This window comes from Labrys okinawensis (assembly GCF_002982075.1).
In the GTDB taxonomy this organism is placed as follows: Bacteria; Pseudomonadota; Alphaproteobacteria; order Rhizobiales; family Labraceae; genus Labrys; species Labrys okinawensis_A.
This window is the reverse complement of record NZ_PUEJ01000002.1, coordinates 81,412-103,203: the sequence shown is the minus strand read 5'-3', so window position 1 is coordinate 103,203 and position 21,792 is coordinate 81,412. Positions and strand designations below refer to the sequence as shown.

At 65.3% G+C, this 21,792-nt stretch carries 26 protein-coding genes; 14 read left to right on the top strand and 12 right to left on the bottom strand.

Going from position 1 to position 21,792, the window contains the following annotated elements:
* Positions 1-14 precede the first annotated feature (14 nt).
* Complete coding sequence (locus tag C5L14_RS04080) at positions 15-1,034, bottom strand: aldo/keto reductase (protein ID WP_105860781.1); 1,020 nt, start codon at positions 1,032-1,034, stop codon at positions 15-17.
* A 356-nt stretch (positions 1,035-1,390) separates the two neighbouring features.
* On the opposite strand from C5L14_RS04080, the gene C5L14_RS04075 reads away from it, so the two are divergent.
* The 3 genes from C5L14_RS04075 to rhaM are packed head-to-tail and all read left to right on the top strand — an operon-like array spanning position 1,391 to position 3,460.
* The gene (locus tag C5L14_RS04075; protein ID WP_105860780.1) at positions 1,391-2,266 is read left to right on the top strand and encodes an amidohydrolase family protein; all 876 of its coding nucleotides are present in this window, start codon (positions 1,391-1,393) and stop codon (positions 2,264-2,266) included.
* A 17-nt stretch (positions 2,267-2,283) separates the two neighbouring features.
* Entirely contained in the window at positions 2,284-3,084 is an 801-nt protein-coding gene (locus C5L14_RS04070) for a FadR/GntR family transcriptional regulator (RefSeq protein ID WP_105860779.1), read from the top strand.
* Positions 3,085-3,142: 58 nt separating this feature from the next.
* A complete protein-coding gene (rhaM, locus tag C5L14_RS04065) occupies positions 3,143-3,460 on the top strand; it encodes an L-rhamnose mutarotase (RefSeq protein WP_105860778.1) in 318 nt (105 codons plus the stop codon).
* 169 nt (positions 3,461-3,629) lie between these two features.
* Here rhaM and C5L14_RS04060 read toward each other — a convergent pair whose 3' ends face one another.
* Positions 3,630-4,364 carry a M48 family metallopeptidase gene (locus C5L14_RS04060; protein ID WP_105860777.1) on the bottom strand — a complete coding sequence of 245 codons (735 nt, stop codon included), beginning with the start codon at positions 4,362-4,364 and terminating at the stop codon, positions 3,630-3,632.
* Between the two features lie 92 nt (positions 4,365-4,456).
* Between C5L14_RS04060 and epmA the strand changes: the two genes are divergently transcribed.
* Positions 4,457-5,500, top strand: a complete 1,044-nt coding sequence (epmA, locus tag C5L14_RS04055) for an EF-P lysine aminoacylase EpmA (protein WP_105860776.1) — start codon at positions 4,457-4,459, stop codon at positions 5,498-5,500.
* Positions 5,501-5,842: 342 nt separating this feature from the next.
* On the opposite strand, the gene typA is transcribed toward epmA, so the two are convergent.
* The 3 genes from typA to C5L14_RS04040 form a co-directional block, all read right to left on the bottom strand.
* Positions 5,843-7,666, bottom strand: a complete 1,824-nt coding sequence (gene typA / locus C5L14_RS04050) for a translational GTPase TypA (RefSeq protein WP_105860775.1) — start codon at positions 7,664-7,666, stop codon at positions 5,843-5,845.
* A 141-nt stretch (positions 7,667-7,807) separates the two neighbouring features.
* On the bottom strand, positions 7,808-8,218 hold the full coding sequence (locus C5L14_RS04045) for a GFA family protein (RefSeq protein WP_105860774.1): 411 nt from the start codon (positions 8,216-8,218) through the stop codon (positions 7,808-7,810).
* Positions 8,219-8,666: 448 nt separating this feature from the next.
* Positions 8,667-9,434, bottom strand: coding sequence for a class I SAM-dependent methyltransferase (locus C5L14_RS04040; protein ID WP_105860773.1), 768 nt, complete (start codon positions 9,432-9,434; stop codon positions 8,667-8,669).
* A 99-nt stretch (positions 9,435-9,533) separates the two neighbouring features.
* On the opposite strand from C5L14_RS04040, the gene C5L14_RS04035 reads away from it, so the two are divergent.
* The 5 genes from C5L14_RS04035 to C5L14_RS04015 all read left to right on the top strand — a co-directional run bounded on the left by C5L14_RS04035 (position 9,534) and on the right by C5L14_RS04015 (position 13,477).
* Positions 9,534-10,316, top strand: a complete 783-nt coding sequence (locus C5L14_RS04035) for a helix-turn-helix transcriptional regulator (protein ID WP_105860772.1) — start codon at positions 9,534-9,536, stop codon at positions 10,314-10,316.
* Between the two features lie 136 nt (positions 10,317-10,452).
* Positions 10,453-11,409, top strand: a complete 957-nt coding sequence (gene sppA / locus C5L14_RS04030) for a signal peptide peptidase SppA (protein WP_105860771.1) — start codon at positions 10,453-10,455, stop codon at positions 11,407-11,409.
* A 180-nt stretch (positions 11,410-11,589) separates the two neighbouring features.
* A complete protein-coding gene (ihfB, locus tag C5L14_RS04025) occupies positions 11,590-11,877 on the top strand; it encodes an integration host factor subunit beta (RefSeq protein WP_105860770.1) in 288 nt (95 codons plus the stop codon).
* A gap of 131 nt (positions 11,878-12,008) precedes the next feature.
* Positions 12,009-12,377 carry a LapA family protein gene (locus tag C5L14_RS04020; RefSeq protein ID WP_105860769.1) on the top strand — a complete coding sequence of 123 codons (369 nt, stop codon included), beginning with the start codon at positions 12,009-12,011 and terminating at the stop codon, positions 12,375-12,377.
* A gap of 143 nt (positions 12,378-12,520) precedes the next feature.
* Positions 12,521-13,477, top strand: a complete 957-nt coding sequence (locus C5L14_RS04015) for an ornithine cyclodeaminase family protein (protein ID WP_105860768.1) — start codon at positions 12,521-12,523, stop codon at positions 13,475-13,477.
* Positions 13,478-13,489: 12 nt separating this feature from the next.
* Here the strand turns inward: C5L14_RS04015 and C5L14_RS04010 are convergent, their stop codons facing one another.
* On the bottom strand, positions 13,490-13,963 hold the full coding sequence (locus C5L14_RS04010; protein WP_105860767.1) for a MarR family winged helix-turn-helix transcriptional regulator: 474 nt from the start codon (positions 13,961-13,963) through the stop codon (positions 13,490-13,492).
* Positions 13,964-14,236: 273 nt separating this feature from the next.
* On the opposite strand from C5L14_RS04010, the gene C5L14_RS04005 reads away from it, so the two are divergent.
* The 3 genes from C5L14_RS04005 to C5L14_RS03995 all read left to right on the top strand — a co-directional run bounded on the left by C5L14_RS04005 (position 14,237) and on the right by C5L14_RS03995 (position 15,916).
* Positions 14,237-14,665 carry an organic hydroperoxide resistance protein gene (locus tag C5L14_RS04005; protein ID WP_105860766.1) on the top strand — a complete coding sequence of 143 codons (429 nt, stop codon included), beginning with the start codon at positions 14,237-14,239 and terminating at the stop codon, positions 14,663-14,665.
* Positions 14,666-14,794: 129 nt separating this feature from the next.
* Positions 14,795-15,496: a hypothetical protein gene (locus tag C5L14_RS04000; RefSeq protein WP_105860765.1), complete on the top strand. Its 702-nt coding sequence runs from the start codon at positions 14,795-14,797 to the stop codon at positions 15,494-15,496.
* Between the two features lie 111 nt (positions 15,497-15,607).
* The gene (locus C5L14_RS03995; RefSeq protein WP_105860764.1) at positions 15,608-15,916 is read left to right on the top strand and encodes a putative quinol monooxygenase; all 309 of its coding nucleotides are present in this window, start codon (positions 15,608-15,610) and stop codon (positions 15,914-15,916) included.
* A 9-nt stretch (positions 15,917-15,925) separates the two neighbouring features.
* Here C5L14_RS03995 and C5L14_RS03990 read toward each other — a convergent pair whose 3' ends face one another.
* Positions 15,926-16,294, bottom strand: coding sequence for a GFA family protein (locus tag C5L14_RS03990; RefSeq protein WP_105860763.1), 369 nt, complete (start codon positions 16,292-16,294; stop codon positions 15,926-15,928).
* Positions 16,295-16,387: 93 nt separating this feature from the next.
* On the opposite strand from C5L14_RS03990, the gene C5L14_RS03985 reads away from it, so the two are divergent.
* Both C5L14_RS03985 and C5L14_RS03980 read left to right on the top strand, forming a co-directional pair.
* The gene (locus tag C5L14_RS03985; protein WP_105860762.1) at positions 16,388-16,795 is read left to right on the top strand and encodes a hypothetical protein; all 408 of its coding nucleotides are present in this window, start codon (positions 16,388-16,390) and stop codon (positions 16,793-16,795) included.
* 4 nt (positions 16,796-16,799) lie between these two features.
* The gene (locus C5L14_RS03980) at positions 16,800-17,573 is read left to right on the top strand and encodes an AcvB/VirJ family lysyl-phosphatidylglycerol hydrolase (RefSeq protein WP_105860761.1); all 774 of its coding nucleotides are present in this window, start codon (positions 16,800-16,802) and stop codon (positions 17,571-17,573) included.
* Here C5L14_RS03980 and hemW read toward each other — a convergent pair.
* The 5 genes from hemW to nadE all read right to left on the bottom strand — a co-directional run bounded on the left by hemW (position 17,518) and on the right by nadE (position 21,576).
* On the bottom strand, positions 17,518-18,678 hold the full coding sequence (gene hemW / locus C5L14_RS03975; protein WP_105860760.1) for a radical SAM family heme chaperone HemW: 1,161 nt from the start codon (positions 18,676-18,678) through the stop codon (positions 17,518-17,520). The two genes, C5L14_RS03980 and hemW, sit on opposite strands and share 56 nt — an antisense overlap.
* Before the next feature lie 32 nt (positions 18,679-18,710).
* Complete coding sequence (locus tag C5L14_RS03970) at positions 18,711-19,136, bottom strand: DUF1284 domain-containing protein (protein ID WP_105860759.1); 426 nt, start codon at positions 19,134-19,136, stop codon at positions 18,711-18,713.
* Entirely contained in the window at positions 19,133-19,723 is a 591-nt protein-coding gene (locus C5L14_RS03965) for a biotin transporter BioY (RefSeq protein WP_105860758.1), read from the bottom strand. Before C5L14_RS03965 ends, C5L14_RS03970 begins: the two co-directional genes overlap by 4 nt.
* A 243-nt stretch (positions 19,724-19,966) precedes the next feature.
* Complete coding sequence (locus C5L14_RS03960) at positions 19,967-20,635, bottom strand: GntR family transcriptional regulator (RefSeq protein WP_105860757.1); 669 nt, start codon at positions 20,633-20,635, stop codon at positions 19,967-19,969.
* 131 nt (positions 20,636-20,766) lie between these two features.
* Entirely contained in the window at positions 20,767-21,576 is an 810-nt protein-coding gene (nadE, locus tag C5L14_RS03955) for an ammonia-dependent NAD(+) synthetase (RefSeq protein ID WP_105860756.1), read from the bottom strand.
* Positions 21,577-21,792 lie beyond the last annotated feature (216 nt).

Here is a 21,792-nt window from a genome sequence, read left to right as displayed (position 1 = left end):
CCACGCTCCGCCGGTCATGGCGTCGGCGCGTCCTTGTCGATCAGGCCTTCCGCCTTGAGGTCAGACCAGAAGCCGGCCGGGATGGGGGCGTGATGCGAGGCGACGTTCTCCGTCACCTCGCTCGGCTTCACGGCGCCGGGAATTTCCGAGACCACGGCGGGATGGGCCAACACGAATTGCAAGGCCGCCGCCGGCAAGGCCACGCCGTGGGCCTTGCAGACCGCCTCGATACCGCGCACCTTGGCCTGCACGGCCTCCGGCGCCTTGCTGTAATTGTAGTTGGCGCTGCCGCCGGAGCCGGTGACCAGGATGCCCGAGGCAAAGGGCGAGCCGATGATCACGCTGACCTTGCGCTTCACGCATTCGGCCATGCCAGTATGAAGGCACCCTTGGTCGATCAGGGTGTAGGGCATGGCGACCAGCACGAAGTCGAGATCGACCAGCGGGGCCACGGTCTCCAGCGCCTCGGTGGTGTTGATACCCATGCCGATGGCTTTGATCTCGCCGCGCCGCTTCAATTCCTCCAGGGCCTTGATGCCGGAATAGACCAGGTCCTTCTTGCGGTAGCCGAAATCCGGGCCCTGATAGGCGGCATCGAGGTCGTGGATGACCAGGGCATCGATGGTGTTGAGGCCGAGCCGCATCATCGACTGCTCATAAGAGCGCATGATGCCGTCATAGCTGTAGTCGTAGCGGTGCTGGAAGGGCAGGCCGCCGAGCCACATTTCCGATTTGAAGGTGGCGGGGTCGAAGGGGCGTTCGAGGATGCGCCCGACCTTGGTGATCAGCTGGTATTCGTTGCGCGGCCGGTGCCGGAGGCCATAGCCGAGACGGTGCTCGGAGAGGCCCAGGCCGTACCAGGGCGCGGTGTCGAACAGGCGCACGCCCGCATCCCAGGCGGCGTCGATGGTGGCGCTCGCATCGGCCTCCGTCACCAGGCTGTAGAGCTCGCCGAGATGCGCCGCGCCATAGCCGAAGGTCGGCACGGTCATCGCTGTCTGGCCGACGCGGCGGCGCTCGAATTCCTTGGGCATTGCGGCACTCCCGGGCATTTCTGAATCTGCGTTACCGGGGTGGCCCCGGTCGCCTTTGGGGTAAGTTGTCAGACAAAAATTAGTTTGACAAGTTTTTACTGGCTGGCGGAGAATGGGGGCGAGATCCGATGCTGTTTACTTGGGCGCCTTGGAATTTTCGCGACTTTTGTCATTGCCGGGCTTGACCCGGCAATCCAGCTCCGAGCCTGTTGCGGAAACCGTTTCTGGATAGCCGGGTCAAGCCCGGCTATGACAAATCGGGAGATTTATCCCTGAAGTAAAGCTGCGTTTGGCCAAGGCAGGCACCGGTGCAGAAACGTCGGATGCCGCGTTAAGGCTCACAACTCGAGGATGCCATGCCCGATTTTCCCATCATCGACACGCATCTTCACGTCTGGGACCATTCGAAGCTGAAATATTCGGCGTTCGAGGGCAGCCCCCTGTTTTTCAGGGACTACCATGTCGAGGACTACCGGCGCGACCTCGGCGCGGTCGAAGTCGAGGCGATGGTTTTTCTCGAATGCTATGCCGATTTCTGGGACGACGGCGGGCAATATCTCGACGAGATCCGCTTCGTTGAGGAGGAAGCCCGGCGCGACCCCGGCATCAAGGCGATCGTGCCGATGGCGCCGCTCGAATGGGGAAGCCGGGCGGAGCCGATCCTGGCGGAGATGAAGGAGAAGCATCCCGCGGTGCGGGGCATCCGCCGCATCGTCGAGTTCGACGCCGATCCGCGTGCTTTGACCCTGTCGGACAGTTTCGTCGAAGGCGTCAATCTTCTCGAAAAGTTCGGCTACCATTTCGAGATCAACGTCCATCACCACCAGATGGATATCGTGCGGGACTTCGTGAAGCGCATCCCGCATGTGCAGATGATCCTCGACCATTGCGGCAAGCCCGGCATCAAGGAAGGCGCCATCGCCCAATATCGCGATGACGTGGAGGAACTGGCGCGCTGCCCCAACCTCTTCATCAAGCTCTCCGACCTGCCGGTGGAGGCCGACCACGCGGCCTGGACCGATGCGGATCTCCGCCCCTTCATCGATGCCACCTTCGAGAGCTTCGGCGTCGACCGTACCATCTTCGCCATGGACTGGCCGATCTGCCTGCAGGCCACCAGCATGACGCGCTGGGTCGAGACGCTCGATCGGGCCCTGGCGGGCTTTTCGGAAAGCGATCTGCGCAAGTTCTACCGGGATAACGCCAATTCCTTCTACCGCCTCCATCTGTGAAGCAGTAAGGCAGTCCTGTGAGTAAGCTGATCAAAGACCCCGATTTCAGCGACCTGGCCGCCCTGGACGCCGGCGATGCCTTCGGCGAGCCGTTCGGCGGCGGCGCGCTGGAGCGGCGCCCCATCGCCGAGCAGGTCGCCACCCGCATCATGGGCATGATCAAGTCGGGCAATCTTCGCTCCGGCGACCGCCTGCCGACAGAGCAGCAGATGGGCATCGCCTTCGGCATCTCGCGTCCGCCTTTGCGCGAGGCGCTCAAGGCGCTGACCCTGATGGGCGTGCTCGAAAGCCGCCAGGGCGGGCGCTACAGCGTCACCGACCTGTCGCCCAGCCGCCTGGTGGCACCGTTCTCGACCATGCTGTCCTTCGCCGACTACGATGTGCGCGAGCATTTCGAAGCGCGCGTGGTGGTCGAGCTTGAACTGGTGCGGCTCTGCGCCGAACGGGCGGATGAGGAGACGCGGGCGCGTATCCTCGAACTCGCCGTCGACGGCCGTGCTTTCCACGAGGATCCGGTCGCCTTCCGCCTGCTCGACATCGAGTTCCATCGGGCCCTCTATGGCGGCGGCGGCAGCCGCCTGCTCGCCGCGATGGCGGAAGGGCTCTACGATGTCGGGCTCGACGTGCGCCGCGTCGCCAGCGCCCTGCCGGGCGTGATCGAGATCAGCGTCGCCCAGCATGTCGAGATCGCCCAGGCCGTGGTGGCCCGTGACGCCGAGGCTGCGATGGCGGCCTATCGCCGGCATCTCGAACATGTGCGCGACACCTCCAGCCAGGCGCAGGACGTGATCGGCAGCGAGGCGGCGGCCAAGCGCTGATCACGCTCTCGAACCCGCAACGAAACGCCCCCAAGGCCACGTCTCAAGGGAACGTACCATGCCGGACCGCATCGCCTTTCGCATGAATCTCCATCCCGGCCAGGCGGCCGAATATGAAAAGCGCCATGACGAGATCTTTCCCGAGCTGGTAGCGCTGCTGAAGGAGGTCGGCATCTCCGACTACACGATCTGGCTCGACCCGGAGGATCACCATCTCTTCGCCATCCTCACCCGGAGCGACGACCACGGCCTGGACCGCCTGCCCGACGAGGCGGTGATGAAGCGCTGGTGGGCTTTCATGGGCGATATCATGGAGACCAATCCGGACAGTTCCCCGGTGCAGGTGCCGCTGAAGCGGGTGTTCTATCTGGCGTGATGGGTAGACGCGACTTACCCTCCCCTGGAGGGGGAGGGTCGAGGCGAAGCCTCGGGGTGGGGTGGCCTCACAGCAGCAATAACCGTCTTCATTCTTATGACCGGCGTATTTTCACCCCACCCCGGCCTTTCAGGCCGACCCTCCCCCTCCAGGGGAGGGTGATATACGCTCACCCGTAGCGGTGCAGCCCGGCGCCATGCGACTTCAGCCAGGCTCGAGCTTCCTCGGTACGGGGGCAGAGCTGGTGGCACAGGCGCCAGAAACGGGGCGAGTGGTTCATTTCCTTCAGGTGCGAAACCTCGTGCGCGGCCAGATAGTCGAGCACGAAGGGCGGCGCCAGGATCAGACGCCAGGAGAAGGCCAGCGCGCCGGCCGAGGAGCAGGATCCCCAGCGGCTGGTGGTGTCCTTGACGCTGATCGGGCCGTGCTTGACGCCGAGCGCTGCGGTATGGCGGGTGACGGCCGCCTGCAATTCGCGCAGGGCCTGCTTCTTCAGCCAGTCGGTCAGGCGGCGCGGCAGATGCTGGATATCGCCATGGACGACGAGGACGGGCGGTGTGCCTGCCTCGACCTTCACGGTGCCGCGGCCCTCCCGATGCTCGATGCGGTGCGGCACGTCGCGGAAGGGCACCATGGCGCCGTCGGCGAAGCTGACGTCCTGGGCAAGCTTGGCGAGCTTCAGGGCGATCCAGCCGGCATGCTTGTCAGCGAAGGCCTTGGCGGTGGTCAGGCTGCCGCGCGCCGGCATGGAGAGCACGATGTCGCGCTGGGCCGTGCGGACCCTCAGCGTGTAGCGGCGCGCCGAAACCAGCCGCCTGACGGCGACCGGATAGGTCGTTGCCCCGATCCTGACGGTGATCTGTTCGGGTTGGGGCGTCGGATTGCGTCGAAACAGCGATATCATGCTCGAATCAGGTGTGAGGCGACATCATAACCCGGATTGCGGTTTTGCCGCGGCTGGCGTAGGGGCGAGGCAATCCATCAAAAGGAGCCGCCATGCCTTCCGATCCCACCCCCTGGTGGCAGCCATCGGCCCATCAGGATCGCCGGCCCTTCCTGATCGGGCGCAACCGGCTGATGACGGCGCTGCGCAGCTTCTTCGCGGCTGAGAATTTCACCGAGGTCGACACGTCAATCCTGCAGGTTTCGCCCGGCAATGAGGCGCATCTGCATGCCTTTGCCACCGACCTGATCGATGCCGACCTCAGCGTGCGTCGGCTCTATCTCCACACCTCGCCGGAATTCGCCTGCAAGAAGCTGCTGGCGGCGGGGGAAAAGCGCCTGTTCACCTTCGCCAAGGTCTTCCGCAACCGCGAGCGCACGGCCACCCATTCGCCCGAATTCACCATGCTGGAATGGTACCGCAGCAGCGAGCCCTATCAGGTGCTGATGGAGGATTGCGCCCGCCTGCTGGTGCTCGCCGCCGAAACCGGCGGCCTGAAGCGGTTCCGCTATCGCGGCGTGGAGACCGATCCCTTCGCCGAGCCCGAAAGGCTCAGCGTGGCCGAAGCCTTCGAACGTTTTGCGGGCATCGATCTGCTGGCGACGCTCGACCGGGACGGCGGCAGCGACCGCGGCGCCCTGGCGGCGGCGGCCCGCCGGGCCGGGCTGCGCGTGGCCGAGGACGACACCTGGTCCGACATCTATTCCGGCGTGCTGGTGCAGAAGATCGAACCCCATCTCGGGCATAACAGAGCCACCATCCTCCACGACTATCCGAGCGTGGAGGCGGCGCTGGCCCGCCGCACCGCCGACGATCCGCGTGTATCGGAGCGCTTCGAGCTCTATGCCTGCGGCGTCGAGCTGGCCAATGCCTTCGGCGAGCTGACCGATCCCGACGAGCAGCGCCGCCGCTTCCAAGCCGAGATGGACGAGAAGGAGCGCGTCTATGGCGAGCGCTACCCGATCGACGAGGATTTCCTGGCTGCCCTCGCCATCATGCCGCAGGCCAGCGGCATTGCGCTGGGCTTCGACCGGCTTGCCATGCTGACAACGGGCGCCAGCCGCATCGACCAAGTGATCTGGACGCCGGTCGCCTAGTACCAGGCCCTCGCTTTGGATTGTGAATAACGGGGATAGGGCGTACCAGAGGCCACAATCTCGACAAAAGGAGCTGTGAGCTTCCACTCCATGCCGTTGACGCGGCACGAACTTGATCCGCGAGAGACCTCATTGCACCCGCCGGCCCTGAGCGTCTTTGCGATTTGACATCATTCCGTCAAATCGCAAAACGCTCCCGGGGCCGGCGGTTTTTTCACGCAGGATACGCTGCGCCTGGGACGGGACGTCCCCGGTCCCAGCCGATTGCCACGCCGCCTCGTTGTCGAACATGAAAAGGGCCGGTGCTGAGACCGGCCCTCTTCAAAATTCGTTGGCTGGCCTTTACGCGGCCGCATCCTTGGCGCGTTCGGCCTTCTTGCGCTCGTTGGGATCGAGGATGGCCTTGCGCAAGCGGATCGACTTCGGCGTGACTTCCAGGAGTTCGTCATCCTGGATCCATGCGATCGACTTCTCCAGCGTCATGCGGATCGGCGGCGTCAGGCGCACGGCCTCGTCCTTGCCGGCGGCGCGCACGTTGGAGAGCTTCTTGCCCTTGAGCACGTTGACTTCCAGATCGTTCTCGCGGGTGTGTTCGCCCACGATCATGCCCTGATAGACCTTCCAGCCGGGCTCGATCATCATCGGGCCGCGATCTTCCAGGTTCCACAGCGCGTACGCCACCGCCTCGCCGGCATCAGTGGAGATCAGCACGCCGTTGCGGCGGCCGGCCACCTCGCCCTTATAGGGCGCATAGGCGTGGAACAGGCGGTTGAGAACGGCAGTGCCCTTGGTGTCGGTCAAGAGTTCGTTCTGATAGCCGATCAGGCCGCGGGTCGGGGCGTGGAAGACCAGGCGCTGGCGGTTGCCGCCGGAGGGGCGCATCTCGATCATCTCGGCCTTGCGCTCCGACATCTTCTGCACCACGGCGCCGGAGAATTCCTCGTCGACGTCGATCACCACTTCCTCGATCGGCTCGAGGATCTCGCCGGCCTCGTTCTTCTGGAAGACGACGCGCGGGCGGGAGACGCCGAGCTCGAAGCCCTCGCGGCGCATCACCTCGATGAGGATGGCGAGCTGGAGTTCGCCGCGGCCGGAGACGATGAACGAGTCCTTGTCGGCCGATTCCTCGATCTTCAGCGCGACATTGCCCTCGGCTTCCTTGAGCAGGCGGTCTCGGATGACGCGGCTGGTGACCTTGTCGCCTTCGGTGCCGGCGAGCGGGGAATCGTTGACGGTGAAGGTCATCGACACGGTCGGCGGGTCGATCGGCTGGGCCTGCAGCGGCTCGGTGACTTCGAGCGCGGCGAAGGTATCGGCCACGGTGCCCTGGGTCAGGCCGGCGATGGCGACGATGTCGCCCGCCTCGGCTTCCTCGACCGGCTGGCGCTCGATGCCGCGGAAGGCGAGCACCTTGGACACGCGGCCCTGCTCGATCACCGTGCCGTCGCGCGACAGGGCCTTGATCGCCATGTTGGGCTTCAGCGTGCCGGAGGAGATGCGGCCGGTGAGCACGCGGCCGAGATAGGGATTGGCTTCCAGGATGGTGGCGAGCATGCGGAAGGGGCCGGGCTCGACGGTGGGCTGGGCGACATGCTTGAGCACCAGGTCGAACAGCGGGGCCATGCCGGCGCTCTGGTCGGCTTCCGGGGACGTGCCCATCCAGCCCTGCTTGCCCGAACCGTAGAGGATGGGGAAGTCGAGCTGCTCGTCGGTGGCGTCGAGCGCGGCGAACAGGTCGAACACCTCGTTGATCACCTCGGTGGTGCGGGCGTCGGGCTTGTCGACCTTGTTGATGGCGACGATCGGCTTGAGGCCGATCTTGAGGGCCTTGGCCACCACGAACTTGGTCTGGGGCATCGGACCTTCGGCGGCATCGACCAGCACGATGGCGCCATCGACCATGTTGAGGATGCGCTCGACCTCGCCGCCGAAATCGGCGTGGCCGGGGGTGTCGACGATGTTGATGCGGGTATCCTTCCACACCACCGAGGTGGCCTTGGCCAGGATGGTGATGCCGCGTTCCTTTTCGAGATCGTTCGAATCCATCACGCGCTCGGCCACGCGCTGGTTGTCGCGGAAGGCGCCGGACTGCCGCAGCAGCTGGTCGACCAGCGTGGTCTTGCCATGGTCGACGTGGGCGATGATGGCGATATTGCGAAGTTGCATAGGTTAAACCGGGTTCCTGCGTCAGCCGGGACATTGGCCGCGCTCAAAAGGGATCGTCTGTCGGATTTTGCGCCGCAATATCACAGGAGAGGGGGGCGCGGCAATGGCGCAGCCGGCAAGTAACGCCGCAATCGCACTTTCCTAGCCGTCCTTTTCCGGCTCGTATTCCAGGAAGGTTGGCAGATCATCGGCCGTGGCAAACCAGGAAACCTGGCTGCGGGTCCAGATATGCTTGCGCGGCGCCGCCAGCGAGGGATCGTCGAGCGTGCCGGCATTGATGCTGATCTCAGTGGGATTTTCGCGGAGCCGGAAGCCGAGCGAGGCTCCGCATTCGCCGCAAAAATGCCGTTCCCCGAAGCTGGAGGAATGATAGACGCGCGGCTCGCCCCTGGCATAGGCGAAGGCCTCGGCGGCAAACAGCGCCCAGGGTTGGGCCGGCGCGCCGGAAATACGCTGGCAGATGCGGCAATGGCACCAGCCGGCATCGAAGGGCGCTTCCCGCGCCTCATAGCGGATCGCCCCGCATTCGCAGCCGCCGGTCAGCAAGGCCATGGCGTTCCCCCCGGGCCGACGACACGAGCGGCCTTCCCGCGCAGTTTACAGCTAAGCGCGACGCTAGGGGAGATGGCTTCCAGGAAACGAGGGTCTGAAGAAGACCTGCGGTATCGGCTCCCCTCAGTGAGGGGGCCGATACCGCAGGGGCGGGCGAGCGCCGGCTGACAGGGCGGAAAGCTAGGGCGCGTCATCCGCTATGGTTTGGCGTTTGATGAGGTCAAAAATGGTCGGATGGGAGGAGTGAGCGCTGCCAAGACTTTCGTCTTGGCAAGCGAAGCGACGTTGCAGCTGGCCATTTTTCACCTCACCGCCTCTGGCGGCGGGGCGCTTTTGGCCGATGAGCGCGCCGTTCTTCGTAGCAAGCCGGAAGGCTTGCGTCCTCGAACTCCTTCTCTTCGGCCAAAATCGCTCCCGTCAAACCCTAAACCATAGCGGATGACGCGCCCTAGCGCTGCGCCACGAAGACCGCATTGTCGAGGACGAAGGAGCCGTCCGCCTCGATGGCAAAGTGCTCGCGCACTTCCTCCGACATCGCCGCCTGCAGGGCGCGGATGGCTTCGACGAAGACCGGCGGGGTACGCATGCGGGCGATCCAGGAGGAAAATTCCAAGGGCTGGTGCCCGGGGGTGGTCGCCGTCACCGTGAAACCGGCAGCGGCGAGCATCGCCTGCCATTCCCGGATCGAATAGTCACGCACATGCGAGGGATCGCGCAGCATCTCGAACGCCTGCAGGAAGGTGTCGCAGACGGCCCGCGCCGGCGCGACGGCATCGGCCATCACCAGCATACCGCCCGGTTTCAGCACCCGGAAGGCCTCCCGCAAGGCGGCCGGCACGTCGCCCCAGTGATGGGCCGAATAACGGCTCAGCACCATGTCGAAGCTGGCGTCGGCGAAGGGCAGCCGCTCGACCGAGCCCTGCTGGGTGGCGATGTTGGCAAAGCCGCGCCTGGCGGCTTCCTCGGCGACGGCCGCCAGCATTTCCGGGGAGAGATCGTAAGCCACGACCTCGGCCGCCACCGGCGCGGCCGCGAAGCTGACATGGCCGCCGCCGCAACCCAGATCCAGCACGCGGGAGGGCTGCCGGGCCGCGACCGCTTCGGCGACCAGCCGCAGATCCTCACCCTTGGCGTGAACCGTGCTGGCGACATAGGCGGCAGCCTGCGAACCGAATTGGCTCGTGACCAGGTTTTCCAGGGTGACCGATCGGGCCATGGCTCTTTCTCCGGGGATGATTGGAAGCACTCTGGAACGTCTCTAGGTTCTCGCTTACACTGGTACCAGATCCTTTTTTATCCTGGTATGAAAGTTGCCATGACAGCGGAGTCGGATCAGGCGCGCCGCCAGCAGCTCGGCGAGTTCCTGCGGTCGCAGCGGTCGCGTCTGACGCCCGACCTTTTCGGCCTGCAGGGTGGGGCACGGCGGCGGACGCCGGGCCTGCGCCGCGAGGAAGTGGCCCAGCTCGCCGGCCTGTCGACCACCTGGTACACCTGGCTGGAGCAGGGGCGGGACATTTCCCTGTCGGCCCACGCGCTCGGCCGGCTCGCCAATGTCCTGAATTTTTCGACGGCCGAGCGTGCCTATCTCTTCGATCTCGCCGGCAAGCGCGATCCGCAGGCGAGTACCGAAGCCGAGCCGGCCGCGCCGCCGGCACTGCTCGCCGCCCTCGACACCATCGCCGGTCCGGCCTATCTGCTCGACCACCTCTGGAATGCGCTGGGCTGGAACGCCCAGGCGGCCGAACTCTTCGGCGGCTGGCTGGACGGCGACAATGACCGCAACCTCCTGGCCTATATCTTCCTCAGCCCGGCAGCCCGGGACCTGATCGAGAACTGGGAAGGGCGGGCCCGGCGGGTGATCGCCGAGTTCCGCATCGATTATGGCCACCATATCGAGGAAGAGGCGATGCAGGCGCTCGTCAGCGGCCTGACGGCGCGGAGCCCCTTTTTCGCGCAGGCCTGGCCGATCCACAGCGTGATCGGCCGTGAAGGGGGCCTGCGGCGCTTCAACCATCCCACGCGCGGCGCGCTCGAATTCCAGCAGATCACCCTCAGCCCGACGACGCGGCCCGACCTGAAATTCGTGATGCTGGTGTAAGTCGGGGCCGGGTCTTCAACCCCGCCGGGGATGACGCTGACGGCTTCACGTGATTGCCCCGCCCCCGATCGCCCGCCTTGCCCCCATTCGATCGCTCGGCTAGGTTTCGCGCCAATTTCCCCAAGGGTATACTTCCATGTCCCTAGAGACCGATCTCCTGGTCGACAGACGTGTCCTGCGCCGCAAGCTTTCCGTCTGGCGCGTGCTGGCTTTCCTGTTCCTGGCCGTCACCCTGGTGGTGGCCTATTTCGCCATTGCGGGCAACAGCGCCCTGCAGCATCGCAGCCCCCATATCGCCCGCATCAAGCTCGACGGCTTCGTCGGCGACCAGACCGCCAATCTGAAGCTGTTCGACCAGATTGCCGCGTCCCAGGCCGAGGGCGTGATCGTGCGGATCAACTCGCCCGGGGGGACGACCTCGGGCGGCGAGGCGCTCTATGACGGCCTGCGCAAGCTCTCGGCCAGCAAGCCGACGGTGGCCTTCATCGATGGCCTCGGGGCGTCCGCCGCCTATATGGCCGCCGTCGGCACCGACCACATCGTAGCCCGGCGCTCGGCTTTGGTCGGCTCCATCGGCGTGCTGGTGCAATATCCCAATGTCTCCAAGCTGCTCGATACCATCGGCGTCAGCGTCGAGGCGGTGAAGTCGTCCCCGCTCAAGGCGGCGCCGGACGGCTTCACGCCGACGAGCCCCGAGGCACGGGCCGCGCTCGCTTCCGTGGTCAACGACACCTATGGCTGGTTCAAGGACCTGGTGAAGGACCGGCGTAAATTCGACGACGCCGGCCTTGCGGCGGTCTCCGACGGGCGCATCTTCACCGGCAAGCAGGCGCTCGACCTCAAGCTCATCGACGAAATGGGCGACGAGGCCACCGCGATCGCTTGGCTCGGCAAGGACAAGCCGCGCCTCAAGGCGCTGCCGGTCGAGGATTGGGACAAGCCTTCCACCAGTTCCTCCTTCCCCTTCGCGCGCACGGGCCTGGCCTGGCTTGCCGACAACGTCGGGCTCGCCAGCCTGGGCGACGCCATCCGCTCGGCACCCGAAACGCCTCCGGGCGCGCTTGACGGGCTTGTCTCGGTTTGGCACCCTTGAGGCACTCGTGTCCCACGGTCTGTCCGGACCAGCGTAGGGTGCCCAACAAGGATTGGGCTAGTAAGGATTTGGGTGGTGGAGCTTTTGGGCTCGATCCGCATCATGCTGTAAGGGAAGCTTCGACGCGATTCGCGTCGAGCGAACGTAACTTCACAAGACCGGCGACTGACGGGAACGAAAATGATCAAATCCGAATTGGTTCTGAAGATTGCGGAAGCCAACCCGCACCTCTACCAGCGTGACATCGAGAATATCGTCAACGCCATCCTCGACGAGATCGTCAATGCCATGGCCAAGGGCGATCGCGTCGAGTTGCGCGGCTTCGGAGCCTTTTCGGTCAAGTCGCGTCCCGCCCGCATCGGCCGCAATCCGCGCACCGGCGCGCATGTGCCCGTCGACGAAAAATTCGTGCCCTTCTTCAAGACCGGCAAGGACATGCGGCTGCGCCTGAACAAGCCGACGGCCTGATCGAGAGCAAAGCGCGCCTTGGCGAGAATGCTTGTTTGCTCTAACTCTTTGTCTGGACGCGTCTTTGCGATTCTCCGCGATGCCGGGAAATCGCCGGGCGCCTTTGCGATCATGCCGGAGCGGGGCAGGCCATGAAGCGCCTCTTCTATTATTTCATCCTGATCCTGGCCTTGATCGTGATGGCGGCCTTCGCCATCGCGAACAAGCAGTGGATCGCCGAAGGCGTCGCACTCTCCTATGACCCCAGCGCGCCTGGGGCCGAAGCGAGCACGCTGCATCTGCCGATGTTCCTGATTCTGTTCGGGGTCCTGGTGATCGGCATGCTGATCGGCGGAATCACGGTCTGGCTGAAGCAGAGCCGTTTCCGCCGTGCCGCACGGATTGCCCAGGTCGAGGCGGAACGCCATCGCAACGAACTCGACCGGCTGCGCAGCCAGACCGCCCCCGCGGCCGAGTCGCGCGATAGCCATGCCATTCTGCCGTCGAGCGTGCCGTTCTGATCCTGTCGCCGGGAGCGCGGATATTCTCGCCCGCTCTCGAACGCTTTCCGCCAGGCTCTGCCTGTTTCCCGCAACCGGATCGGTTATAATCAGCGCTCCCGGCCCGACGGCCCGGATCTTTTCGTTGCCTGGGATGGAAAGCCATGCGCGTCATCACGGCCGATGAGATCGATCGCCTCCTGACCTTTCCCGACCTGATCGAGGCATTGCGCGCGGCCTTTGCCGCCGATTTCGTCACGCCGCCGCGCCAGCATCTGGAAATCGGCCATGGTTCCGAGGCGGCCACCGCCCTGATCATGCCGTCCTGGAGCGCCGACGCACCCGGGCCGGGCGCCTATCTCGGCACGAAACTGGTGAACGTATTCCCGGCCAATGGCGCCCGCGGCCTGCCGGCCGTGCTCGGCACCTATGTCCTGATGTCGGGGGAAACCGGAGCGCCCTTGGCCGCGATCGACGGCACCCGGCTGACCCATTGGCGTACCGCCGCTGCCTCGGGGCTCGCCGCCTCCTATCTCGCCCGCCCGGATGCCAGCCGCCTTGCCATGGTGGGGGCCGGCGCCCTGGCGCCCTTCCTCATCCGCGCCCATGCCAGCCAGAGGCCGATCGGCGACGTGGCGATCTGGAACCATCGGGCGGAGCGTGCCGAAAAGCTCGTGGAGGAACTGGCGCAGCAGGGGATCGCGGCCCGCTACGAGCCGGATCTCGAGCGGGCGGTGCGCACGGCCGACCTGGTTTCCTGTGCCACGCTGTCGAATCTGCCCTTGGTCAAGGGAGCCTGGCTGCGGCCGGGCATGCATCTGGATCTGGTCGGCGCCTTCAACCTGCAGATGCGCGAAGCCGATGACGAGGCCATGCGTGCCAGCGATCTGTTCATCGACACGCCGAGTGCACTGACCGAGGGCGGCGACATCGCGCTGGCCCTCAAGGCCGGCATTGTCAGGACCGAGGATATCAGGGCTGATCTGGCCAGGCTCGCCCGCGGCAGCCATCCCGGCCGCGCTTCCAGCGAAGCGCTGACGCTGTTCAAGTCGATCGGCAGCGCGCTGGAGGACCTCGCTGCGGCTATCCTGGTGTGGAAGAAGATCGGCGGCGAAGGCTGAGCGAGCGCAGCCTCAGGCGGCGTCGCTTTCCTGCTTCTGATGCAGGTCCAGAGCTTCGCGCAGCCATTCCAGCCAGTCCTTGAGCGCCCCGGCCTGGGCGGCTTCGAGGCCGGTATTGGCGGCGATCTGGGACGGCACAATACGGGCTTTTTCCCGCAAGGCCTTGCCCTCGGCGGTCAGGGAAATGCGAACCTGACGCTCGTCATGGCTGTCGCGCCGTCGCTTCAGCAGTCCCGCTGCCTCCAGCCGCTTGAGCAGGGGGGTCAGCGTGTTGGTTTCCAGGAAGAGCCGGGCGCCGATCTCACCCACCTTCAGGCCGTCACGCTCCCACAGGCAGAGCATGACCAGATATTGCGGATAGGTCAGGCCCAGCGGGTCGAGCAGGGGCTTGTAGGAACGGCCAAAGGCATTGTTGGCGGCGTAGAGCGCAAAGCAGAGCTGGTTCTGCAAGAGCAGCGGCGTGAACTCGTTGGAAGATGGTTCCATCGGTGCCTCCTTTGGCGCAACGCATATGACGCAACGTTCGGATTTCGGCGGATGCGTGACGGGTCTTTGCGCGGTGCCGGCTGCAGAAACGCGGCAGGCGATTGTCGTTTGCGAATCATATCGCACGCGACAAGGATGCTGAATCATTTTTCGCACACTTTCCCGATAAAAATCGCCCTCTCAAAAAAATTGCATTTCCACCAAAATTTATATCGTGTACGATATAAATGTGTGCGATATATAACTCGTGTTCAACCCCAAAGGAGTTTTGCCATGAAGGTTCTCTACACCACCTCCGCCCGTTCCGATCACAATGGCCGTGATGGCGGCCGCTCGGGGACCGTGGACGGTCATTTCTCGGTCAAGCTCGACCTGCCCAAGGAGCTGGGCGGTGCCGGCGGCCCCGGCACCAATCCGGAGCAGTTGTTCGCCACAGGCTATGCCGCCTGCTTCATGGGGGCTCTGCGCTTCGTGGCCGGCAAGGAAAAGGTGGCCCTTCCCGAGGACGCCAGCGTCACCGCCACGGTCGGCATCGGCCCGCGTGACGACGGCGCCGGTTTCGGCCTCGACGTTGCTCTCGCGGTGGCTTTGCCGGGCATCGAGCACGCCCGCGCCGAGGATCTCGTCGCCAAGGCCCATATCGTCTGCCCCTATTCGGAAGCGACCCGCAAGAATCTCGACGTCCGCCTCAGCGTGGTCTGAGATCGCGTTCGGGAGCGATGTTCGGCACCGGGCGCGCGGATCCTGTGGGGGACGCGCGCCCGCCCTGCACGCGGCATGGCTGGCGCCCTGATTCGGCGCTAAGCAGGAAGCTCTGCTCGGAGCTTTCCTATGTCGCTGCCTCGCCCCTGGCGTGAAATCCTGCCGCAACTCCTGTCGACGGCCTTGATTCCGCTCACCGTAGCCGGCATCGGCTGGTACTATACGCGCTGGCAGCAGAACCTCGCCGATCTGCGCACCATGATCGACCTGATGACCGACGCCGCGCCGGAGAAGCGCAAATATGGCGTGGCCATGTTCGAATATCTCCTCAAGAACGACAAGGTGCCGGTGGAATTCATCACCGCACAGCTCGACTATGCCAATTCCTCGTCCGACCGCGACCTGCTGCCCTTGCTGGAGAACGCGGTGCAGAAGGCCTCGATCGTCAACAATTCGGTGAAATCCGCCTATGAGGAGGCGACCGCAAGGCTCCCTAGCCGCATCTTCGTGCATGCCCTCAACGATGCCCAGCGTCCTTGTGCCGGCATCCTGCTCGACGAGATGAAGGATGGCGACAAGGCCGCCATCACCTTTCCCTCGGTGATCCTCGCCAAATGGTCGGGCGAGGCGCATGAACTGCGCTATTTCAAGACCTCCGATCGCAAGCGCGCCGACAATCTCGCCGAACTCTTCGCCGCCGTCGGCCTGCAGCTCACCACCAAGGACCTCTCGACCAGCTGGAGCGGAGCGCGCGATTCGCGCCCCAACACCTTCGAGATCTGGTTCGGCAATCCGGCCCTTCCGGCGAACTGCCTGCAGCCGAAGAAATAAGCAGGCCGGTCACGCGGCGCGCGGCAATGACCTGGCAGGTAATCGCCTTTCCCGGCCTGTCCGCTATTGTCGGCAGCATCGGTGGCGGGATTGCCGCGGGAGGACAGTCGAATGAGCGTGACCTATCTGATCGGCTTTGCCGTCAAATTCGAACAGCGCGAGCGCTTTCTGGTCATGCTCGATGAATTGCTGGATACCATGCGCCACGAAGAGAATTTCGTGAACGCCACGCTTCACACCGATCCCGAAGACCCCTGCCGCTTTCTGCTCCACGAAACCTGGGCCGATCACCAGGACGTGCTCGACGTCCAGCTCGGCCGCCCCTATCGGCAGGCCTGGCACGAAGCCCTGCCGGAACTGCTGGCGGAGCCGCGGGCCGTTTCAATGTGGCAACCATTGCGGGTCGATCGCAGGGATTGAGTGTCGCCTTCACCAGAGATTCTTGCCGTCGATCACGGTGACAGGCACCGCCTCCAGGTCGAAATCGTCGAAGAGCCGGGCATTGATGCTGATCTTGGGATTGTCGAAATCGGGCTCGCCGGTCGACCAGTCCGGCGTCTCGGTATAGGTGCCGCAGCCGCAGGTGGCGCAGAAATGGTGCTGGATGGTCTTCGACCCCCAGCGATAGGTCGCAACCTGTTCGGGCGGCGATGTCAGCTGGAACTGTTCGGGCTTGTAGTAGGCCCAGAGCGAGCCGCGCTTGGAACAGAAGCTGCAGGTGCAGCGCGTCACCTCCCGTGGCGCCTCGCTCAACTCGAATGTCGTGCCGCCGCAATGGCAGCTGCCTTTGAGAGCCATGGCTTGTTCCTTTCCGATCTTCGCGCTAGCTCTTGATAAAGCCTGCCTACTGACATCTTCCTGTCAGCAGTGATCCGCTAAAATGAGAGCCTGATGAGCGCCGCCCGCAAGATTCACATGCTGACCTTCCATCTCCTCGGCATCGCCGGCGAGGATGCCATGGATGATATCATCGATGAGATCGAGGAGTTCGCCGATGGTGTGGACTGGCCGATCGAGGCGCCGGATGCGTTCAAGCACAAGATCAGCGAAACCGATCCGGACACGGGCTGCGCGGTGGAACTGCCGGTGCGCGCCACGCTTGCCGGGGAGACCATTGCCGGCGAGAAAGCCGACTTTGCCGGCGCCATGGCGCTGATCGAGCAGTTGCGCCGGCTCTCGGCCCGCCATCGCTTCGACGTCGAGATCGCCTTCGACAAGGAGATCGTCGGCACCATCGACAAGGGGACCTATAGCGAGGCCCTGCGCCAGGGATTGCTCGAACCCTGGCAGGAGGGGTAGCCGCTTGCACAGGCGGTCCGGCTGGCGCACCGCCGTCATGAGGCTGGCATCCGGCCTGATGCTGCTCGCTTTGGGGCAGCCTGCCCCGGCCCGCTCGTCTTTGGCTGGCGACCGCCTCGCGGACCTGCCGCTCGAGATTTCGGCAGCTCCCTCCGAGCAGGGCAAGCTCGTGCTCTTCCTGTCGGGCGATACAGGCTGGGGCGGGCTGGAACGAAGCCTGGCTCGCCGCCTTGCCAGGGCGGGAATCGGTGTCGTCGGGCTGGATGCGCGCCGCTATTTCTTCGTCAAGCGCTCGCCCGCCGAACTTGCCCGGGATATCGAGCGTATCCTGGCCGTCTATCGCCGGCGCTGGCATGCCGGCCGCATCGTCCTGGCCGGCTATTCCTTCGGCGCGGACGCCTTGCCTTTCGCCTGGCCCCTGCTTTCGGCGAGGACACGGCGGGAAACCGGGCTGATTGCCCTGGTCGGCCTGCTGCCGGAGGCCAATTTCCGCATCTCGCTCCTCGAAATGCTCGACCTGCCGGCGGCGGACGACACGCCGGTCGCGCCGATGCTGCTGCAACTGCCCGTGCGCAGGGTGGTCTGCCTCTATGGCCGGGAGGAGCATAGTGCCTGCACCTTGCCCGAGCTTGCGGGCGCCGAGCGCATCGCGCGGCCCGGCGGGCATGACCGCGATGGCGATGCCGGGGCGGTGGCGCAGGCGATCCTGCGGCGCCTGGCCGTCAGCCCGCCAGCTCGGCCACCACCGTATCGAGCAGCGGAAAACCCGCACGGGTGACCCGCACGCGGTCCTCCCGGCGCTCGACCATGCCGCTGTCCTGCAGGGCGGCCAGTGTGCTCTCCGCCACAGGCCGGCCGCGCAGCCGGGCGAGGCGGGCGAGATCGATGCCTTCCGCCAGGCGCAGGCCCATCAGCAGCATTTCGTCGCCTTGCTGGTCCGCCGTCAGGGGCTGGTCGTCGACGAGGCCATGGCCGTTCGCACGCACCCCCGCAAGCCATTTCTCCGGGCTGCGCTCGGTGGAGAGCGCCCGGCGGACGCCATCGGCATCGATGAGGCGGCCATGGGCGCCGGGGCCGATGCCGGCATATTCGCCATAGCGCCAATAGACCAGATTGTGCCGGCATTCGGCGCCGGGGCGGGCATGGTTGGAGATCTCATAGGCCGGCAGGCCGCGCCTTTCGCAGGTCTCGCGGGTGATGTCGAACAGGATGCGGGCATCCTCGTCCGGCATCGGAATGAGTTTGCCGGCGGCGACCAGGCGCTCATACATGGTGTCCGGCTCGATGGTGAGCTGATAGAGCGAGAGATGCTCGGCCGCCCGGTCGATGGCTTGGTCGAGCTCGGCCTGCCAATCCCGGGGCTGCTGGTCCGGGCGGGCATAGATCAAATCGAAGGAATAGCGCTCGAAGGATTTGGCGGCGATCTCGACGGCTGCCATGGCCTCGGCCACCGAATGCATGCGGCCCAGGCGCTTGAGGTCGGCGTCGTTCATCGCCTGTACGCCGAGCGAGACGCGGTTGACCCCCGCGGCGCGGTAGCCGGCGAAGCGGGTGGCATCGACGCTGGTCGGATTGGCTTCCAGCGAGATTTCGGCATTGGGCGCGATGGTCCAGGCCCCGCCGATGGCATCGAGAATGGCGCCGACCGTTTTCGGGTCCATCAGCGAGGGCGTGCCGCCGCCGAAGAAGATCGACTGCACCTGCCGCCCCGGCGCGACGGCGGCCATATGGGCGATTTCCCGAAGATAGGCCTCGACATAGCCGGCCTGGTCGACGCCGCCGGTGCGGACATGGCTGTTGAAATCGCAATAGGGGCATTTGGCCAGGCAGAACGGCCAATGCACGTAAACGCCGAAGCCGGGCTCGGAGGAGTTGGGGATCATGCCGGCTCAAGTGGCAGTTGCTCGGAGCTACGTCAATCCCGCCTGACGCGGGAGTCCCGGTAGCGGTCGCGGGCCACTTCACTGCACAGGCCCGACCATTCGCAGCCCACACAGGCCGAGCGGGTGAGATTGGCGGCGAAGGCGCCGCGGAAACGCGCCAGCAGGGTCGGAGTCAGGGCGATGCGGGTACCGGTGCGGATGGGCAGGCGCATCAGGGCGCTGACATCACGGATGGCGAGTTCGTCGCGCTGGTCGATCCGCGGCTCATGGCAATGCGAATCGGCCTCTTCTGCGAGCGGGGCGCAGATATCGTCCGGCCCCGCCACGATCTCGATGTCTTCACCCTGGCTCAGTCGCGCTGCGATGGCATCGTAATTGGCGACGAAGCCGGGGCTGTATCCCTTGCCGACATAGGTCAGCATGCAGAGGAGATGGTGGGCACGAAGCCGCACCGTCACCGGGCGGTGCCGGCCTTGCCGCGAACCAGGGCCATCAGGGTGACGGCGCCGATGACCGACTTCAGCAGGCCGCCGAGAAGGAAGGGCGCGACGCCGAGCAGGAAGGCCTTCTCCAGGCCGATCTGGGCGCCAAGCCAGGCCCCGCCGATGGCCAGGCAGAGGGCATTGCCCAGAGTCATGTTGACGAAGGCGAGAACCGGGCGGTTGCCGTTCCAGCCACGCTCGGCCAGCAAGCCGCAAAAAGCGGCCACGAGCGGGAAGGAGATCAGATAGCCGGCCGTCGGACCGACGAACAACAAGGTGCCGATGCTTCCCGTCGCGGTGACCGGAAGGCCCATCCAGGCTTCCGCCAGCCAGGCCAGGACGGTGATGGCGCCGAGACGCCAGCCATAGAGCGCACCGATGAGGGTGACGGCCAGGGTCTGCATGGTCATCGGCACGGGGAACATCGGCACCTGGATGTGGGAGGCCAGGGCCAGAACGGCCGTGCCCGCGACCACAGCAGCCGCCTGCCAACCAAGGGAGCGCCGCGAGATGTCGAGGGGGCTGAAAGCCGGAGCCAGGGAGGGGGTGACGGTGTGCGACATGGGAGCTCCACGGGAATTATAGATAATTTCGAATTCAATCATCTATAGAGGTCACAAAATGGGACGATTGGCAATATCCGGGTGCGCGGGCGACATAATCGATGTCATCCCGGACGCGGAGCTGGCACGTCGTGCTGCACCGCAGAGCCGGGACCGCGAGAGGAGAAAAGCGCCTATCTTGATGGCGATCCCCGTGTCTGCGCCGCGGCACTGCGCGCCGCAACGCGCACGGGATGACACAGGTCACCCGATGATGGCGAAGGCTTCCCGCGTCGCGCCGGAGGCCGACCGGACCGGTTTCAGGCCGACCCGCTGCACATGGCGGGCCAGGGTGGCGGCGGCATCGTCCAGCTTGCCCGCGCGCAGGGCCGCCAGGATGGCGCGGTGGTCCTGGTCGGTCGGGGTTTCCCATTCCGAGCGCCAGGCCGCGAACAGGAAGCGGGCGCTGGCGGCATGGAGATCGTCGATCGCCGCCAGCAGGCGGGGCATGCGGCAGGGTGCCAGGATCAGGCGATGGAAGCGGCGATTGGCCTCTTCCCAGGAGCGCACGTCGCGCGACCGGTCGCCCGCCTTGGTGGCTTCCTCGGCCTCGTCGAGAATGGTCGCGGTCAGGTGCGGTGCAGCCTGGCGCAAGGCCAGCCCCTCCAAGGCCGCGCGCATCTGCGCGACCTCCTTCACCTCTTCGAGGTTGAAAGCGGCCACGCGCACGCCGCGCCGGGGCTCGCTCACCGCAAGGCCCTGCGCCTCCAGGCGCCGGAAGGCCTCGCGTACCGGCACATGGCTGGTCGCGAACTCCTCGGCGACATGGTCCTGGCGCAATCGGGCACCGGGTTCGATCGCCCCGGAGATGATGCGATCCGCCAGCACCTTGGCGATGCGGATGGCGATGGTTTCGTCCTTCGGAGCGCTCATGATTTATAGATAATTTCAGGTGTGCCGATTTGTCGAGAGGCGCGCTTCCTGGGACCGCCGGCTTCCAGCCGGCATCTTTCTATCCGGCGAACTCCGTGTTTGCAGGCTGGTCTGCAGACCAGCCCTCCCAATCAGCCCGCCGCCACCGGCAAGGCGCGCTTGTGGGCAGTGGCCCGATAGGTCGACAGGATGCGCTGGTGCGAGGCATCGGCGATCGGCTTGCCCTCCAGAAAGTCGTCGATCTCCTCATAGGTCACGCCATAGGCATCCTCGTCGGGCTTCAGCGGCACATTGGTCTCGAGGTCGGCGGTGGGTACCTTGAAGACCAATTCGCGCGGGGCGCCGAGATGGGTGGCCAGGGCCCGCACCCGCCTCTTGTTGAGGCCTGCCAGCGGCAGGATGTCGGCCGCGCCGTCACCGAACTTGGTGTAGAAGCCCATCACCGCCTCGGCGGCGTGATCGGTGCCGATGACCAGGCCGCGCACCGCGCCGGCGAGGCCGAACTGGGCGATCATGCGCTGGCGCGCCTTGATATTGCCGTGATGAAAATCCGCCCGCACGGGATCGATCAGGTCGGCGGCCTCGCGGGCGAGTTCCGCCATCATCGCGTCGGCGGCCGGCTTGATGTTCACGGTGACGGTGCGGTCGGGCTTGATGGTGGCGAGCGAACGCTGGGCATCGCCCTCGTCCGCCTGCACGCCATAGGGCAGGCGCATGGCGAAGAACCAGGCGTCGTATTCTTCCGACCGCAGCTTTTCGACGGCGGCCTGAGCCAGCATGCCCGCGGTGAGCGAATCGACGCCGCCGCTGATGCCCAGCACATAGGAGTGTGCGCCCGAAGCCTTCAGGTAGTCGGCGAGGAAGGCGATGCGCCGCTCGGCCTCTACGGCGGGATCGAAGGTTTCGGGCACGATGATGTCGGGCGTGAGCGGCTGCGGCATGGGCAAGCTTCCGGGCAGTTGAATCGGGCGACAACAGGCCATGTTCGTTCCGGAGCGTCAATATGGGGCACTTGGAGGGGCGATCTTCAGATCGACCACCTTGCGCTCTCCGTCATGCGCGTCGTTTCCAGGAGGTCGATCCCGCTCCATCACTGAATGGAGCTGAGAAGGTCGGCCCTCCAGATGCCCCACCTATCCACAAGCCTCCGGCGTCGC